The 14,923-nt window shown below is 62.9% G+C and carries 17 protein-coding genes; 8 read left to right on the forward strand and 9 right to left on the reverse strand.

What is annotated here, in order from left to right:
• Position 1: 1 nt before the first annotated feature.
• The 6 genes from CXY78_RS15985 to CXY78_RS16010 all read left to right on the forward strand — a co-directional run bounded on the left by CXY78_RS15985 (position 2) and on the right by CXY78_RS16010 (position 4,711).
• Positions 2–586, forward strand: coding sequence for a sensor histidine kinase KdpD (locus CXY78_RS15985; RefSeq protein ID WP_104090221.1), 585 nt, complete (start codon positions 2–4; stop codon positions 584–586).
• An 88-nt stretch (positions 587–674) separates the two neighbouring features.
• Positions 675–1,388 carry a phosphatase PAP2 family protein gene (locus CXY78_RS15990; RefSeq protein ID WP_158253333.1) on the forward strand — a complete coding sequence of 238 codons (714 nt, stop codon included), beginning with the start codon at positions 675–677 and terminating at the stop codon, positions 1,386–1,388.
• Positions 1,378–2,052, forward strand: a complete 675-nt coding sequence (locus CXY78_RS15995; protein WP_092342107.1) for a response regulator transcription factor — start codon at positions 1,378–1,380, stop codon at positions 2,050–2,052. The genes CXY78_RS15990 and CXY78_RS15995 overlap by 11 nt, the downstream gene beginning before the upstream one ends.
• Complete coding sequence (locus tag CXY78_RS16000) at positions 2,049–3,059, forward strand: sensor histidine kinase KdpD (protein ID WP_104090224.1); 1,011 nt, start codon at positions 2,049–2,051, stop codon at positions 3,057–3,059. The genes CXY78_RS15995 and CXY78_RS16000 overlap by 4 nt, the downstream gene beginning before the upstream one ends.
• A gap of 122 nt (positions 3,060–3,181) precedes the next feature.
• Positions 3,182–3,985 (forward strand): hypothetical protein, encoded by an 804-nt coding sequence (locus CXY78_RS16005; RefSeq protein WP_199182628.1) that lies wholly within the window; start codon positions 3,182–3,184, stop codon positions 3,983–3,985.
• Positions 3,986–4,048: 63 nt separating this feature from the next.
• The gene (locus CXY78_RS16010) at positions 4,049–4,711 is read left to right on the forward strand and encodes a DedA family protein (RefSeq protein WP_104090228.1); all 663 of its coding nucleotides are present in this window, start codon (positions 4,049–4,051) and stop codon (positions 4,709–4,711) included.
• A 3-nt stretch (positions 4,712–4,714) separates the two neighbouring features.
• On the opposite strand, the gene CXY78_RS16015 is transcribed toward CXY78_RS16010, so the two are convergent.
• From CXY78_RS16015 to chrA, 9 genes are all read right to left on the reverse strand, one after another.
• Positions 4,715–4,966 carry a multicopper oxidase domain-containing protein gene (locus tag CXY78_RS16015; protein ID WP_369827345.1) on the reverse strand — a complete coding sequence of 84 codons (252 nt, stop codon included), beginning with the start codon at positions 4,964–4,966 and terminating at the stop codon, positions 4,715–4,717.
• Positions 4,967–5,076: 110 nt separating this feature from the next.
• Positions 5,077–6,042 (reverse strand): F510_1955 family glycosylhydrolase, encoded by a 966-nt coding sequence (locus CXY78_RS16020; RefSeq protein WP_158252894.1) that lies wholly within the window; start codon positions 6,040–6,042, stop codon positions 5,077–5,079.
• Positions 6,035–7,114, reverse strand: coding sequence for a M23 family metallopeptidase (locus tag CXY78_RS16025; protein WP_104090232.1), 1,080 nt, complete (start codon positions 7,112–7,114; stop codon positions 6,035–6,037). The genes CXY78_RS16020 and CXY78_RS16025 overlap by 8 nt, the downstream gene beginning before the upstream one ends.
• A gap of 160 nt (positions 7,115–7,274) precedes the next feature.
• Positions 7,275–8,072, reverse strand: coding sequence for a M23 family metallopeptidase (locus CXY78_RS16030; RefSeq protein WP_104090233.1), 798 nt, complete (start codon positions 8,070–8,072; stop codon positions 7,275–7,277).
• Positions 8,073–8,270: 198 nt separating this feature from the next.
• Complete coding sequence (locus tag CXY78_RS16035) at positions 8,271–8,873, reverse strand: DUF305 domain-containing protein (protein ID WP_104090235.1); 603 nt, start codon at positions 8,871–8,873, stop codon at positions 8,271–8,273.
• Positions 8,874–8,967: 94 nt separating this feature from the next.
• On the reverse strand, positions 8,968–9,426 hold the full coding sequence (locus CXY78_RS20835) for a hypothetical protein (RefSeq protein WP_134505341.1): 459 nt from the start codon (positions 9,424–9,426) through the stop codon (positions 8,968–8,970).
• Positions 9,427–9,591: 165 nt separating this feature from the next.
• On the reverse strand, positions 9,592–10,830 hold the full coding sequence (locus CXY78_RS16045; RefSeq protein WP_092342183.1) for an MFS transporter: 1,239 nt from the start codon (positions 10,828–10,830) through the stop codon (positions 9,592–9,594).
• A complete protein-coding gene (locus CXY78_RS16050) occupies positions 10,823–11,215 on the reverse strand; it encodes a metalloregulator ArsR/SmtB family transcription factor (protein ID WP_092342088.1) in 393 nt (130 codons plus the stop codon). The genes CXY78_RS16045 and CXY78_RS16050 overlap by 8 nt, the downstream gene beginning before the upstream one ends.
• Before the next feature lie 394 nt (positions 11,216–11,609).
• Positions 11,610–12,824 carry a chromate efflux transporter gene (gene chrA / locus CXY78_RS16055; protein ID WP_104090237.1) on the reverse strand — a complete coding sequence of 405 codons (1,215 nt, stop codon included), beginning with the start codon at positions 12,822–12,824 and terminating at the stop codon, positions 11,610–11,612.
• A gap of 501 nt (positions 12,825–13,325) precedes the next feature.
• Here chrA and CXY78_RS16060 point away from each other — a divergent pair.
• Positions 13,326–13,577 carry a helix-turn-helix domain-containing protein gene (locus tag CXY78_RS16060; RefSeq protein WP_233197520.1) on the forward strand — a complete coding sequence of 84 codons (252 nt, stop codon included), beginning with the start codon at positions 13,326–13,328 and terminating at the stop codon, positions 13,575–13,577.
• A gap of 419 nt (positions 13,578–13,996) precedes the next feature.
• The gene (locus CXY78_RS16065; RefSeq protein WP_092342083.1) at positions 13,997–14,845 is read left to right on the forward strand and encodes an alpha/beta fold hydrolase; all 849 of its coding nucleotides are present in this window, start codon (positions 13,997–13,999) and stop codon (positions 14,843–14,845) included.
• Positions 14,846–14,923: the final 78 nt, after the last annotated feature.

A 14,923-nucleotide genomic window follows, 5' to 3' on the forward strand; every position in this document is an offset into this window, starting at 1 on the left:
GCTGCGCACACCCTTGACCGGGCTGCGCGTGTTACTGGAGAACGGGTTGGCCGACCCGGCCTCGGACCTGCGTCAAATCATCCACTCGGCCATCGAACGGGCCGACTACCTGGAAGACACTATCAACGACATCATCGGCCTCAGTCGTCACCGACAACCGGGAGCGCCCGTCGATGCGGCCGAACAACTCGATGCGGCCGCCGACCGGTGGCGCGGACCGTTAGCGCGCGACGCTCGCCGGCTCAACGTCATCATCGACGCTGACCTTCCCCCGGTCATCCTGGTGGCGTCAGCGCTGGAGCAGGTGCTCGATGCGCTGATCGAAAACGCCCTGCAGCACGGCGCGGGCACCGTGGCCCTCCGTGCCCGGGCCACGCACGGTGCCCTCGCGATCGACGTTGACGATGAGGGAACCGGCATCGCTGCCACCGACCAGATCTTCGACCATGGTGTCTCGTACGCCGGGGGTAGTGGGATCGGTCTGGCCTTCGCACAACAGCTCACCGCCGATCAGGGCGGACGACTGCTGCTGGCACGCCGCCGGCCGAGCACCCGCTTCACCCTGATCTTCCCGTCCAGCCCGTAGCCGGGCGGTATAAGAATCCGCTAAGACGGGCGAGCCCGGCAAAATGATTCTTAGACGGTTCTGTGACGCCCCGGGCAACTCTAGGGGGATGAGCACATACCTTCGACCACTCCGACGGTTCGCCCGAACCGCTGTTCCCGCCGCCGGAGTCATCTTCGCCGTCATCCTCACCGGGCTGCTGCTGAGCGCTTCAGTCGGGTGGACGGCCGGAGAGATGGGCCTGCTCCGTCAAGTGAACATTGCCCACACGAAACCGCTGGACGCGGTGGCTCTCAGCATTGACTGGCTGTTCAGCCCCGCAGCAGGCGCGGTGCTCGTGCTGCTGGCAGCCGGATCGGTGCTGCTGGTGACCCGGCGCCCCGGGCCGGCGATTCGCTTCGTGCTGGTGGTGATGATTCCCACGGTGGGGGCCGACGTGATCAAGCTGCTGGTGCATCGGGCTCGGCCCGACATTCCGTCGCTGCCGCACATTCTGCTTCTTGAACCGGGCGGTCTCAGCTTTCCTAGCGGACACACCAGCTTCGCCGCCTGCTTCCTCCTCGGGGTCATCCTCGTCACAGCTGGCCACCGCTGGCATCCGTTTGTGATCGGAAATGCCGCGGTGGTGGTGCTCGCCACGGCTGCGTCCCGGGTGTATTTGGGGGTGCATTACCCGTCGGATGTGGTGGCGTCGATCGTGTACTCGCTTGCGGCGGTGGCGTTGGTGAACGCCGCCTGGACGCTTCTACTGGCACACTGGAGCCAACGTCGATCCGTCCTCCCGGCCGGACGCGTGCACGAAGGAGTTAGGCATGCCCGCTGAGACTACGGTCCGCGCCCGACTGCTGCTGATCGAAGACGACGCCAAGCTCGGCCCAATGATCCGGGACGTGCTCACGGAAATCTACAACGTCACCCTGGTCGCCGACGGCTCAGACGGCCTGGCTGCCGGCCTGGCTGGCGAGTTCGAGGTGATGGTCATCGACCGGCGCCTGCCCACGCTGGACGGCCTCAAAGTGGTGGAAGCGTTCCGCCGCAAACTGGTCACTACGCCCATCCTGCTTCTGACCGCCCTCGGAACGACCAGCGACAAGGTAGCTGGGCTTGACATCGGCGCCAACGACTACCTGGTCAAGCCGTTCGAATTCGACGAGCTTTTCGCCCGGCTCCGCGCCATCCGCCGAGTGTTCACCGGCGAGGGCCGCACCGTGCTGGTCGGCGGGTGGGAGTACTACCCCGACAGTCGCACCATCTATTCCCCTTATGACGGGCGCATCCTGCTCACCGTGAAAGAGAACGAACTGCTCAAACTGTTAGCGGATGCGCCACAGCGCACGTTCTCCCGCCAGCAGATTCTGCAGGCCGTCTTCAGCGCCGCGGACACCGCTGGAACGGTGGACACCTACGTGCACTATCTTCGGCGCAAGACCGACACCGACATTGTCCTCACCGTGCGCGGTGAGGGTTACCGCCTGGGACAACCATGACCCGCAGCAACCGCGTCGTCGACAGCGACACCCTCGCCATCCGCCGGGCCTCCCGACTCGTCGGCACGCGCATCGCGATCGCGTGTGCCGCGGTCGTCGCGGTGGTCATCGTGGCCGTGTTCGTGTACATCCTGTCCGAGATCTCGCCCGGTGAGTTGTTCGAACCGGTGCCCGACACCGAGAATCTGCAGGTCAGCGCGTTCAAGCTGCTGCGCGCTGCCGCCGTGTTGGGCGTGGCCTTGATCGTTCTGGCCGGGGTGTTGAGCTGGCTGGTCACCCACCGGGCCGTGCAACCTCTCGGTGACGTGCTGCGCATCCAACGGGCGTTCGTCGCTGACGCCAGCCATGAACTCCGCACCCCGCTCGCGGTGCTCGATGCCCGCCTGCAGATTCTGCAGCGCGCCCTCCCCGCCGACGACCCGTCGGCCTCGGTTGTCGCGGAGCTCCGCAGTGATGCGAGGGACCTCATCCACATTGTCAACGACCTGCTCGAATCGGCCGAAATCGGCGGCGCGGCCGGGCCGGACACGACCGTCGGCGATCTGGTCGGTGCCGTCGACGCCGCTGTGCAGTCGATGGCACTCATCGCCGTCGACAAACACATCACCATCGAACTGGATGCCCCGCAGCCCGCGCCTGTGCGCGTGCCCTCCTCCAGCATCACCCGGTGCGTGGTCGCCCTGCTCGATAACGCGGTGCGCTTCGCCCCCACCGGCTCGATCATCACGGTCGGCGTGAGCGTGACCAGGAAAACGGTGGCGGTCACCGTACGCGATCGCGGACCCGGTATCCAGGGCATCGATCCCGCCCGCATTTTCGATCGGTTCGCGCGCTCCGGCACGGCCGTGGACGGCGGCGGAGAGGCCCGCACCGGGTTCGGTATCGGACTGTCCCTCGTGCGGGAGATCGCGGTGCGCTACGGCGGAGCCGTGCACGTCGTCGACAGCTCAGGCGCGGGCACCGCGATCAGCCTCACCCTCCCGCGGGCCAAGCCAGCCGCATCCTGATCCTTTGCCGTCGATCGGGTTACCGCGCACCGGGAAGAAGGGTGTCGATTGTTCGGTTCTGTGAGAAGTCTTAGACGGAGCCGTGTTCGCTAGTGCTACCGACCCCACTCAAGGAGGAACACTTGTCCACGACCTCAACGCTCTCCACGACCGTTTCGCCCATCCGGCACATCCTGACCAAGGTGCCCGAAGTGACCCTCATCTTCTGGGTGATCAAGGTGCTCGCGACGACCGTGGGGGAGACCGCCGCGGACTTTCTCAACGTCGACCTCGGCTTGGGCCTTTCGATCACGTCGGTCATCATGGCCGTACTGCTGGTCGCCGCATTGATCGTGCAATTCAGATTGCACAAATACACCCCGGCTGTGTATTGGCTGGCCGTGGTGCTCATCAGCGTTGTGGGAACTCTCATCACCGATAACCTCACCGACAGTCTCGGCGTTCCCCTGTGGGTAACGACGGTCGTTTTCGCCATCGCATTGGCTGCGACCTTCACCGTCTGGGCGATCTCGGAGAAGACCCTGTCCATCCACTCCATCTTCACGACCCGGCGGGAGACGTTCTACTGGCTGGCCGTGTTGTTCACGTTCGCCCTCGGCACCGCGGCCGGTGACCTCGTCGCCGAAGGACTCAACCTGGGCTTCCTCGTCGCCCTGCTCGTCTTCGCCGCCGCCATCGCGCTGGTCGCTGTGGCGTACTTCGTCTTCCACTTGAACGCTGTGCTGGTCTTCTGGATCGCCTACATCCTGACCCGCCCGCTGGGCGCATCCACCGGCGATCTGCTGTCTCAGCCTGTCGCTGATGGCGGCCTGGGGCTGGGGACCACGGGAACGAGTGTGCTGTTCCTGACGGTGATTCTCATCTTGGTGGTCGTACTCACCCGCCGCGCCCGCACCACGAACGCCCAACTGACGGCCACCGCCTAAACACCTCGCGCAGCAGCGGATGCCCGGCTCGTCGTCAGTCAACTCAGAGAAAGGACTTGCAGCATGAACACTATGACCGTCACCGCACTCCCTACTTCTGGTTTTCTGGATCCGCAGGCGGTGATCGCAGGGGCCGGCGTCTGGGGCCTCGTCGTCGTGTGTGCGATCGTGTTCGTGGAGACAGGCTTGCTTGTGGGGTTCTTCCTGCCCGGCGATACCCTTCTGTTCTTCACCGGCGTGCTCACCCTCAGCGGGGTGATCAGCCAGCCGCTCTGGATCGTCATCCCGGCCATCGCCGTCTCAGCCGCGCTGGGCGACCAGCTCGGCTACCGCATCGGGCGCACGACGGGCCGCCGCATTTTCGACCGGCGCGACTCCGGCCTGTTCAGCCGGTCGAGCGTCACCCGAACGCAGGGCTTCTTCGATCGGTTCGGACCGGCGGCCGTCACCATCGCCCGCTTCGTGCCGGTCGTGCGTACCTTTGCCCCCGTCGCGGCGGGCGTGGGCAAAATGCCGCGACGGGTGTTCACGATATTCAACGTCATCGGCGCCGTGCTCTGGACGACCGGGGTTGTGCTCCTGGGCTTCGGGCTGGCCCATATCCCGGGCGTCGCCGAATTCGCCGCACGCTACATCGATCTCGTGCTGATCGGCATCGTGGTGCTCTCCGTGGTTCCCGTCGTCATCCGTGCCATCGTTTCACGCCGCCAGAATGCTCGGGTGTGACCATTAGCCCACGACGTCCTGCCAAATCACTTCTTCAATCGGTTGGCCGGCCCGATCGACGATCTGCATCGGCCAGACGTGCAGGTGCATGGGGTGGTCGAGTGTGCTGGTATTTCTGAGCATCCACTCTTCGACGCTGCCGAATTGCACGGTTGTGTCGACGCGGGAGGCATCAAATGCGTGGCCGTTGATTGTGGCGGACATCATTTCGCCGCTCATGCCGCCGCCGGTGACCGTGAACGTCGCCAGAGCGATTTCGTCGGAATTGGACGCAGTGAGAGACTCCGAGGAATGAGTTCATCAAGTTTCCTTCAGTCGACGAGGTGGAGGTTGGTCGTATGGCTGGTGTCGGCAGATGGTGGGTGTCAGTCAGCCAATGAAATCAATGAGGTCCACGTGACACCACCATCGTCGCTGGCGGCGATGCCGGCGGCATCCGCGACGAGGAGCCAGGGGGAGGGGCCGCCGACAACGGTGAACGCTTCGGATATGCGGCCGGTGGTGCCGGTTTGTGTCCACGTATCGGCGGTCTGCCGCCAAACCGCACCGTTCGGATCGATACCGACCAATTGGGTGTCGGTGTCGGTTTCGACAACATCCAGGAGGAGGAGCGCTGGCGCGCCGACGATTAGGGCGAACGTTCGGCCTGCATCGGTGCTCATCATGAGACCGTCTGCTGTTGTCGCGTAGAGTCGATCAGCCTGGGACGGATCCGCAGCCAGGTCGCGCAGCGCGAGGACCGCTCCAGAGGACCAAGTGAGGCCGGAATCGTCGCTGACAGCGATCGCCCCGGCACCCGCGTCGTAGCCGTAGACGCGCAGGGTGCCGTCTTCGAGAGCGACGGCATCTAGATCGTGAAAATCTGTTTCGCCCGCCAGTGAGAGCGCCGTCCAGGACTTCGCGCCATCGGTGCTGGAAATGAGTCCCAAATTCGGAAGCGCCAAGTCGCTCGGTTTGGTTGGATCGGGATGACCAGACGCCAGCAATTGACCGGGCCCAGCGACGGTAAAGCCCATCGTGTCTTGCGCCAGACCGGCTATCTGAATCGGTTGCGTCGTATCGGGTCGGGGCGCCCCCGCCAGATAGCTATCCGCAAGAACTCCGGTTGGGACGAGCCATACCCCATGGTGCGTGGCCGCATAGGTCTCTCCTGTCAGTGGATCGGCTCCGAGGCCGTGCACGTGCTCGAAGGCGTTCGGAACCGGAGCGGTGACGAGTGACCCCGCTGCCGAGTTCGAAGCGCTGGCCGAACAACCGGTGATGGCAACCAGGCCAACGAGCAGCAGGGTTAGGGCGAGGAACCGGCGTGGAGAACGGGGCAATCTAACCAAGGGAGACTCCCCGATCGCTCATAAAGGTTTGCGGATTGACGCGGGCACCATTGACTCGTGTTTCAAAATGCACGTGGCAGCCCGAGGACGCACCTGTCGTGCCCACGAGCGCAATGGTGGCGCCGGTGGAAACCTGCTGTCCGGCGCTGACCAAGAGGGAACTGTTGTGTGCGTAGCCGGTTTGGGTGCCGTCACCGTGGTCGATGAGAACCCAATTGCCGTAGGAGCCGAGCCAGCCTGCGTAGACGACCGTTCCAGCGGATGCGGCATAAACGTTGCTCCCGCAGCCTGCGGCGATGTCGGTTCCATAATGGAACGCACCGACCCCGGCTACCGGTTTGTTGGGGCGAGCTCCGTATGCCGAGCTAATCCATCCCGACACGGGCAAGGTCCAGCCCTGTCCGTTGGGTGTGCTGCCACCGCCCGCAGGCCTGCTCGCTGCTGCGGCCGCGGCCGCAACCTGTTCAGCTCGCGCTTTGGCGGCAGCAGCTTCGGCCGCTCGGCGAATTACTTCGCCCGCGGTATAGTCGGCCTCTGTCGCGGCTCGATCCTCCGTCAGCACTGCAAGCTGAGCCTGCAGGGTTCCGGCTACTTCTTGCTGGTCGGCCAGCGCCGTCTCAACGCGAATGCTCGAGGCCATCGCCTCAGCCAGCGCGGTCTGGGCCGTCTCGGCCAGCACGCCCAGCGCTTGCTCGGCGATCTGGGCCTGATCGGTAAGTGATCGGGCAGAATTTCGGTCGGCCGCCGCGGAAGCATAGACCAGACTCATTCGCTCCGTCAACTTGCTCATCGAGCCAAGTTGATTCAGGAGGTCGCTGGCGCTGGACCCATCCACGAACAGGGACAGCGACAGATCGCTGTTCCCCGTGCGAGCGAGCATCGCCGCCAGTCGGCCGGCCTGCTCTCCGGAGACGACGGCAGCGGCCGAGGCCTCATCGGCTTGATTCTGCAAGTTGGTCGCCCTCAAGGTTGCCCCGTCGAACGCGCTTTGGGCGGCTTCATAGTCGGTCGCGCGCCGATCTGCTTCCGCACGGGCGGCATCCACTTCGGTCGTGAGACCCGAGATCAGCACGGTTAACTCCGTGACCTGCGCTTGTTTGCTGGCTTCGGACGATCGAGCACTTTCCACATCAGACCAGCTCGGATACTCAACCGCCTGGGCAGGCCCGGCGATTCCGAGTAACGACAATACCGTCACCGCGACAACTGCGACCCTCGTGAAAGTCCTGTGCTTAGCCAAGAGAGACCCCCCGAGCGTTCATGAATGGTTCCGCATCGATGCGTTCACCGTCGACGCGTGTTTCAAAATGTACGTGGCAACCGCTGGATGCACCGGTTGATCCCACGATCGCGATGATCTCACCGGCCACAACCAGCTGACCGGAGTCCACGAGAAGCTGACTGTTGTGGGCATATCCCGTCTCGACACCGTTGCCGTGGTCGATGAGAATCCAGTTGCCGTAGGAGCCCTGGTAGCCCGAGGTGACAACTTTGCCTCCTGTAGCCGCGAAGACGGGCTGGCCGCAGGGTGCCGCTATGTCGGTTCCGTTGTGGAAGTCGCCGACACCATCAACAGGCTTGTTCGGGCGAGAACCGAACGGGCTCGATATCCGGCCCAAAACCGGTAAGGCCCAGCCTTCATCGCTGATCTGGCCCGGGCTCAGGCTCGCCCACTCCCCATTGCTGGCGAGGTCGGTGTACGAGGCCGGTTCGGGCGCTTCCGTGATGGTGTATCCGTCGCGTTCGATGAGAACGGATGCTGCCCCAGCGGCGCTGACGCTTTGCAGATCGTCCGTCGGGGCGGCGCTGCTGGCTGCGGCGGCCTGTGGCGTGTTCGTCTTGACCACGAGCGCGGGCAGGGACGTGCTGATCGCGAAGAGTGCGATCATCGCCATGGCGCTGCCGGCCGCAGCACGTTGGCGAAGCGGGATCTGCCGAGGAACAACCTTCGCGGGTGGGGCAGCTTCCGATGGGCCGGATCGGCCCGTCCGCAGCATGGCTTCCATGGCGCGCAGATCGCGTCGCGCCATGGGTGGAGTGGCGCCGGAGATGTGGGGCGCCGTAGCGACGTGACCGGTGCTATCCACGGATCACCGCGCTAGCGAGGTGAGCCAGAGGGGGAGTGTGACGGTGATGCATACTTATGTCCTTGCGGGTCATTCGGGAAACGAAGGCTGGGCTCCACGGGCGCTCTCTTCCAAAGAAGAGCGCGCCCCGAACGTGTCGCTTTAGAGCGACGCGAGGAGCTCGGCCATGACGGCAATTTCAGCCGTCTGCGACTTGACAATGTTGGCGGCCATCGCCTGGGCGTCCGCATTCTCACCATCATCGACTTCGAGCTGCGCCATCGCGACAGCGCCCTCATGGTGCACCGTCATCTGTTCGAGAAACAGGGTGGCGGCCTCGATTCCTGAGGCGTCCTGCAAGGCCATCATGTCGTCGTCAGACATCATTCCGTCGGAGCCGCCACCCATGCCGGACATGCCGTCCATGCCCGACATGCTGCTGTCATCCTCGCCCCACGCCGTCAACCAGTCTTTCAGCTGCGTGATCTCGGGTTCCTGGGCAGCCTTGATCTCGGTTGCGAGATCGGTGACGCTTTGGTCGATACCGTCCTTGGCGAGGAGGTCATCGCTCATTTGAACGGCCTGCTCGTGATGGGGGATCATCATCTGCGCGAAGGTTACGTCCGCTGAATTGAAGGCCGCTGTGGTTTGGCTGGCCGAGGGGCTTACTGAATCTGTGGCGGGACTGCCACCGGCACAGGAGCTGAGAGTCAGTGTGGCCGCGAGTGCCACAGCCGCATACAGAAAAGTTCGTGGTTTGAGCATCGTTCATCCATTCGTCGATAAGTTGTAGACATCGAGTGGCCGTGGGCACGGCGTAGTTCCGAGGCCATGTGCTGGCTCGGAACTACCTCTCGGTTTAAACGCGACAGATGGAGAGACGGGTGAGGCTGGGGCGCTGAGCCGGCAGAGCGCTGGTGCGCCAGGAGTTCAAGAGGTGGCTGCCGGCATCGAGCAGGCGCCGATACGTGGCCGGAAGCCGAGTCAGAAAAACCATGACGACGAGGGTCAGTAGCAGGACGCACGTCATTGCCAGCAGAGCGCAATCAAGCATTCCGTTCAGGCTTCCGGACGTGATAGCCGCGACGACGGGAGCGGCCATGACAGCAGTCATTCCCATCACTGAAGATTGCTCAGTGGTAGCCGATGAAGCAGCAACATTTGATGACGCGGTGGCTGGCGTGTGCATGGAATGCCCGGTCGCCTCGGAATGAATGGCAAAAACAGCAAAAAGCAGCGCGGCCAAAGCAAGCAACGAGACGAAAGGCGACACAGAGACGGGTGCAAACAGCCGTCCTACCGCACGCTTCAGCGTCATTTCACCTACTTCTCTGCACTCAGTCCATGACTGAACTGCCAATGTCTTCCTTCGCAGAGTACCCCACCGTGAGCAGCGAATCCTGAATGCCAGTTTTACCAAAGCACTGCCACGGATCTGGACACCCCCTTCCGCGGGCAGCACGACACGCAGCGCGCCCTTCTCTCAGACCGCGATTGGCGCGTCCATCGGTGATGAGGTTGTTGCCTGAGCTGTCCACGCACGAAGCGCGATGATGCCTGCGACTATTCCGATGCCGGCGAGTACCGCTGCAGTGGGTGCCAATCCGAGCAGGGCGCCGAGGATCCCGGCGAGAGGGTAGGTGACGATGAAGCAGGCGTGCGAGAGCGAGAACTGTGCAGCAAAGACGGCCGGTCGATTCGGTTCGTCGGACGAGCGGCGCAACAGTCGTGCCGACGGAGTCAGAATGAGCGCGGTCGCGGCGCCGAGCACGAACCAGATCAGGAGAAGACCAGACCAGGTCAAGGTGGTTGTTGGCAAAGAAACAACGCCGGCGAGGGCCAGAAGCCCCACTGGTAAGACAGAGCAGCCGAGCAGCATGACGGTTCGGTCGGCGAAGCGCTCGAGTACCCGGGGCAGCGCGAGCGCGACGAGCATGGACCCGAATCCGTAGCAGGCCAGGGCGATCGCGAAGTCGGACTGAGCGCGGCCGAAGTGGCTTTGCACAAGCACGACGGTGTTGACGATGACCATGCCGGTCGACGTCGCGACGACCATGTTCATAGCGAGTAGAGCGCGCAATTGCGGTGTGCGCCAGAAAACGCGTGCGCCGCGGGTGAGGCGCTCCCAGAACGGTGTCGGAGAGGAGACATGGTGTGCCGGCAGGGTTGCTGTGAGCACAAGCAGGGCGGAGCCGACGAAGCCTACGACAGTTCCCACGAACAGGGAGTGGTAGCTGATCACGGTCAACAGAGCGGCGGCCAGAATCGGGCTCAGGAGGGATTCGAGGTCGTAGGCCAAACGAGACAACGACAGCGCCCGGGTGTAGTCGCTCTCTTTCGGAAGTACGGCCGGGATGAGGGCCTGAAATGCCGGGGTGAACGTGGCCGAGGCGGCCTGCAGCACGAAGATGAGCACATAAATCTGCCAGGCCTCAGTGACGAACGGCAGACAGAGCGCGACGATCGCGCGCAGCACATCCGCTGACACCAGCAGAGTCTTGCGCGGCACGTGCGCTGTCAGGGCGGAGATCACCGGCGCGATTCCGACATAGGCGACCATTTTGATGGTCAGTGCGATGCCGAGCACGATGCCGGCGTCGCCGCCGGCCAGGTCGAAGGCGAGCAGGCCCAAAGCTACGGTGAGCAGTCCGGTGCCGACCAACGCCACGATCTGCGCGCTGAACAACCGGCGATACGTTCGGTTGCGCAGAACCTCAAGCATGAGCGCCCGCATCGTGGGCCGCAGCCGACGTCTCAAGCGGAAGCCGGTGGTGCGCCGGTGTGCCCTCGACCGCATGTTCAGCCTGGAAAATCGCATCCGCGACGAGCTGGCGGGCATGCTCATCGGCCAGACGGTAGAACACCCGCGTGCCCTCGCGGCGGGTCGCCACGATACGCCCCAGCCGCAGCTTCGCGAGGTGCTGGGATACGGCCGCTTGAGACTTGTTGACTGTCTCGGCGAGCTCGTTGACCGACAACTCCGTGTCGCGGAGGGCAAGAATGATGCGGATACGTGTGGCATCGGCGAGCATCGCAAAGACTTCCACGGCCAGCTCGACGTACTCTCCATCAGAATCAAGCGCACACATCTTCTTATCTGCATTCATACGCAGATTATTGCACAGTATCCGCTGTCAGGACAGTGGCGTTGGCCGGATGGGATCGACGGTCCAAGCCACAGATGAGACCCGAACGACTCGGAGCCCGCCCTGGTTGTCACGTCTTCCGTAGACCCGAATGCGCGGTATGGCGTTCATGCACATGGCGGCTTTGGCCGAGATATACCTGACCATCAAACGCGAGATTTAAGGTTGCGGAATTGACCATATTGTTTCGAGAGATAGTTACAAGAAACTTCAAGCCGCACAAGCCAAGCCGAGTGTTGGAGTAGACCGCGGCGGCATCGCGCCGCGTCATAGCGGGAATGAGACAGTCATCCCCGTGTCGAATCTCATTCAAAGGGGGGGCGCTAACGTCGTTGGAGCCGGGATCGCTATCTGTTTAAAGCATTTCTTCGGGCAGAAGAGTAAGCACTATCCCGCCGACAGCACCGACGCCTACGACAGCCCAAGCCGGTATGCGCCACGCGATGAGCAGCACGAAACACAAGAGAGCCAGGACGAATGGGGCAGGACCCGTGATCGAATTTGTAAAAACTGGGTCATACAAGGCTGCGGCGAGGATACCGACAACTGCAGCGTTCGCGCCGCGCATGAGCGCTTGCGCCCATGCTCGCAATCGAAACGCATTCCAGAACGGTAATACCCCGATGAAGACAAGTAATCCTGGCAGGAACACACCAATTAAGGCGAGAGTGGCACCTGCGGTACCGCCCGGGCCCACGGCTGAGACGGTGCCGAGATACGCAGCGAATGTGAACAAAGGGCCGGGTAGCGCCTGCGCCGCGCTGTATCCGGTGAGAAATTGATCCGGAGAAACCCATCCCGGATCCAGGACTCCGGCTTGCAACAACGGCAAAACGACGTGACCGCCGCCAAACACCAGCGCCCCGGCCCGGTAGAACGCGTCGAACACTTCAATCGTCTCCCATTCGGTCGCGGCAGCCGCAACCGGTAACGCGACCAGCAAGATTGCGAAGAGCGACAGGCAAACCCATCCGACGGCACGGGAGACCGGGAATCGGATCATTTCAGTCACGGTGCCGGAGCCAGCACGGCACCGGATCAGGCCAGCACACGCGCCCGCCACAAGAGCGATGATCTGACCCATTGGTCCCGCGAGCAGAAGCGCGATGAGAACAGCAATCACTGCGATGGAAGCGCGAGCAGGATCGGGGGTAAGCATACGTGCCATTCCCCAGACAGCCTGAGCGACAATCGCTACGGCGACGATCGTGAGTCCAAGGATGATCCCGGAACCAATCTCGCCGTGAAATACGCTCGCACCGTAGCCGAAAGCCACCATCAGGACGGCAGAGGGGAGAGTGAAAGCGAGGAACGCGGCGATAGCCCCCAGCGGCCCTGCTCGGTACAGGCCCAGACCGAATCCGACCTGGCTCGACGCAGGGCCCGGGAGGAACTGCCCGAGCGCGACGAGATCTGAGTAATCGCTATCGCTTAGCCATCTGCGGCGTTGGACCAACTCCTCACGGAAATATGCGAGATGTGCCACCGGGCCCCCGAAGGATGTTAATCCCATTCTCAAAAATACCCAGAAGACCTCCCAGGCGCTCTTACGCACGCGAGGTTCAACCATGCGGCCTTCCGAGGCTATTGTTTGGCCCACTCCCCACGCGTTCGGCCTGATGTTCCGCTTGTGAGTTACTTTTCTGGACACAAATGAAGTGTCGCACGCTCCGGTTATCGAGCGGATACCCCCTGCACCGCAGGGAGATCGCCAAGATACGTGACGTGCTGGACCAAGGTCCAGAGGTTAGGGGTTAGGGGTTAGAGGTTAGAGGTTAGAGGTGAGAAAGTAGAACAAGAAACCGAGAGGAAACGCCACTCCGGCGAGGACGATGAGCTCTCCATCGCAGTCGTGTGCCCCAGCCGGTGCGGGGCGTCATTCTGTTCGGCCTTGATCAGGACTCTCGTTAAGAGCCATGGCGACAGCCCGGCCAATGATCGGGTTCGATCACCTCTGCCGAAAATTTGACGGTCATATAGCCATCGGTAGCTTCGACGGCGATAATACCGCCAGCCAGGCTGAAGGGTTTAAGAACGTCGGAAGGAGTTTGTCCTGGCTGCACGTGGAGAAGTGAAGGGCCCAGAGGGTCTCGGTCGAATGCTGCAGCGGGGCCGTCTCGTAAGCGGTCTGACGCAGCGCGATCTCGCGGAGAGGTTGGACACCGACCAGAAGTACATCTGGGGTTTGGAGTCCGGCAAGAACACCATCGTGATCGAGCGCATCTTTGCGATCATGCGGGAGACCGGTATTCGCATGTACATGGAGGTCGATCCAGGCACCGACGGGCCCCAAGACGATGTTGTGGACGAGCCCCATGGGTGACTTGCGCGTCGAGCAATACGGCGAGTTGGTCGGGCATCTGGTCGGTGCGCACGCTGTGATTCTCAGTTGACGGCGTCGGGCTGGCTGCCGGCGATCTGAGCGAGGGCGGCCAAGTGGCCTTCGAGCGTTTTTCGCCCATCGACCGTGAGCGTGTGTGTTGAAGACGCTCGGGCGCAGCCATTTCGTGAAGCTGCTTTCCGGCTGAGAGCCGATTGCGGCATCCGCTCCTGGTGGCCATTCGTTCGGTGCGGCTCAATCACGGGCAGGAAGGCAGCTAACGGCGGTGCGACGCCTTCGCCCTGGAGTTCGCGTGCACCCCCAGGTCGGGCAGGACTCAGCTTTCTCCTAGCAAACTCGGATTACGCCCCGCAACTATCCCGACTACGTTCGGGGCACCATACCAATTTCAAGGAGAGACCATGCCCTTCATCACCGTTCCCGCGCCAAATGAAACCGATGTCGAACTGCATTACGAGGACGCAGGCGCCGGTAAGCCCGTCGTGCTGATTCACGGCTGGCCACTCAGTGGCAGGTCGTGGGAGGGCCAGGTGCCCGCACTCGTGGACGCCGGCTACCGGGTGATCACCTATGACCGTCGCGGGTTCGGCCAGTCGTCCCAGCCTTGGAACGGATACGACTACGACACGTTCGCTGCGGACCTGAAGGTCGTGCTCGACACCCTCGACCTGCACGAGGTCACCCTCATCGGATTCTCGATGGGCGGCGGTGAGCTCGCCCGCTACGTCGGCACTCATGGCACCGACCGCGTGGCGAAACTCGTCTTCGCCAGCGCAGTAACTCCGTATCTCTGGAAGTCGGAGGACAACCCCGAGGGCGGTGTCGACGCCGGCCTGGCTCAGTGGTTCCACGACGGCCTGACTGGCGACCGGCCGGCATTTCTGCACGAATTTCTTGAAATGTTCTTCACGGCCGGTAAGCCCTCGTTGGTCAACAAGCCTAAGGTCAGCTCCGAGCAGATTGCCTACAACCGCGACATCGCAGAAATAGCGTCACCGAAGGGCACGCTCGACTGTACGACCGCGTTTGCGACGACGGATTTTCGCGACGACCTGACGAAAATCACCGTGCCTACTCTGGTCATCCACGGCGACTCCGACACGATCGTGCCGTTTGAGGTCAGCGGTAAGCGTACTCACGAGGCCATCGCCGGCAGTGAACTCGTGCTGATCGAAGGTGCTCCGCACGGTCTCACCGTGTCGCACACGGACGAATGGAACCGGCACGTTCTCGAGTTTCTCGCGAAGTAGAGACTCGAGGAGAGCCCGTCGCTGATCGGTGGCGGGCTCTCCTCCGCCCGGGGTCGGACTCGACTCGGCCCGCTCGCA

The organism is Cryobacterium sp. N19, from assembly GCF_002929595.1.
GTDB lineage: Bacteria > Actinomycetota > Actinomycetes > Actinomycetales > Microbacteriaceae > Cryobacterium > Cryobacterium flavum.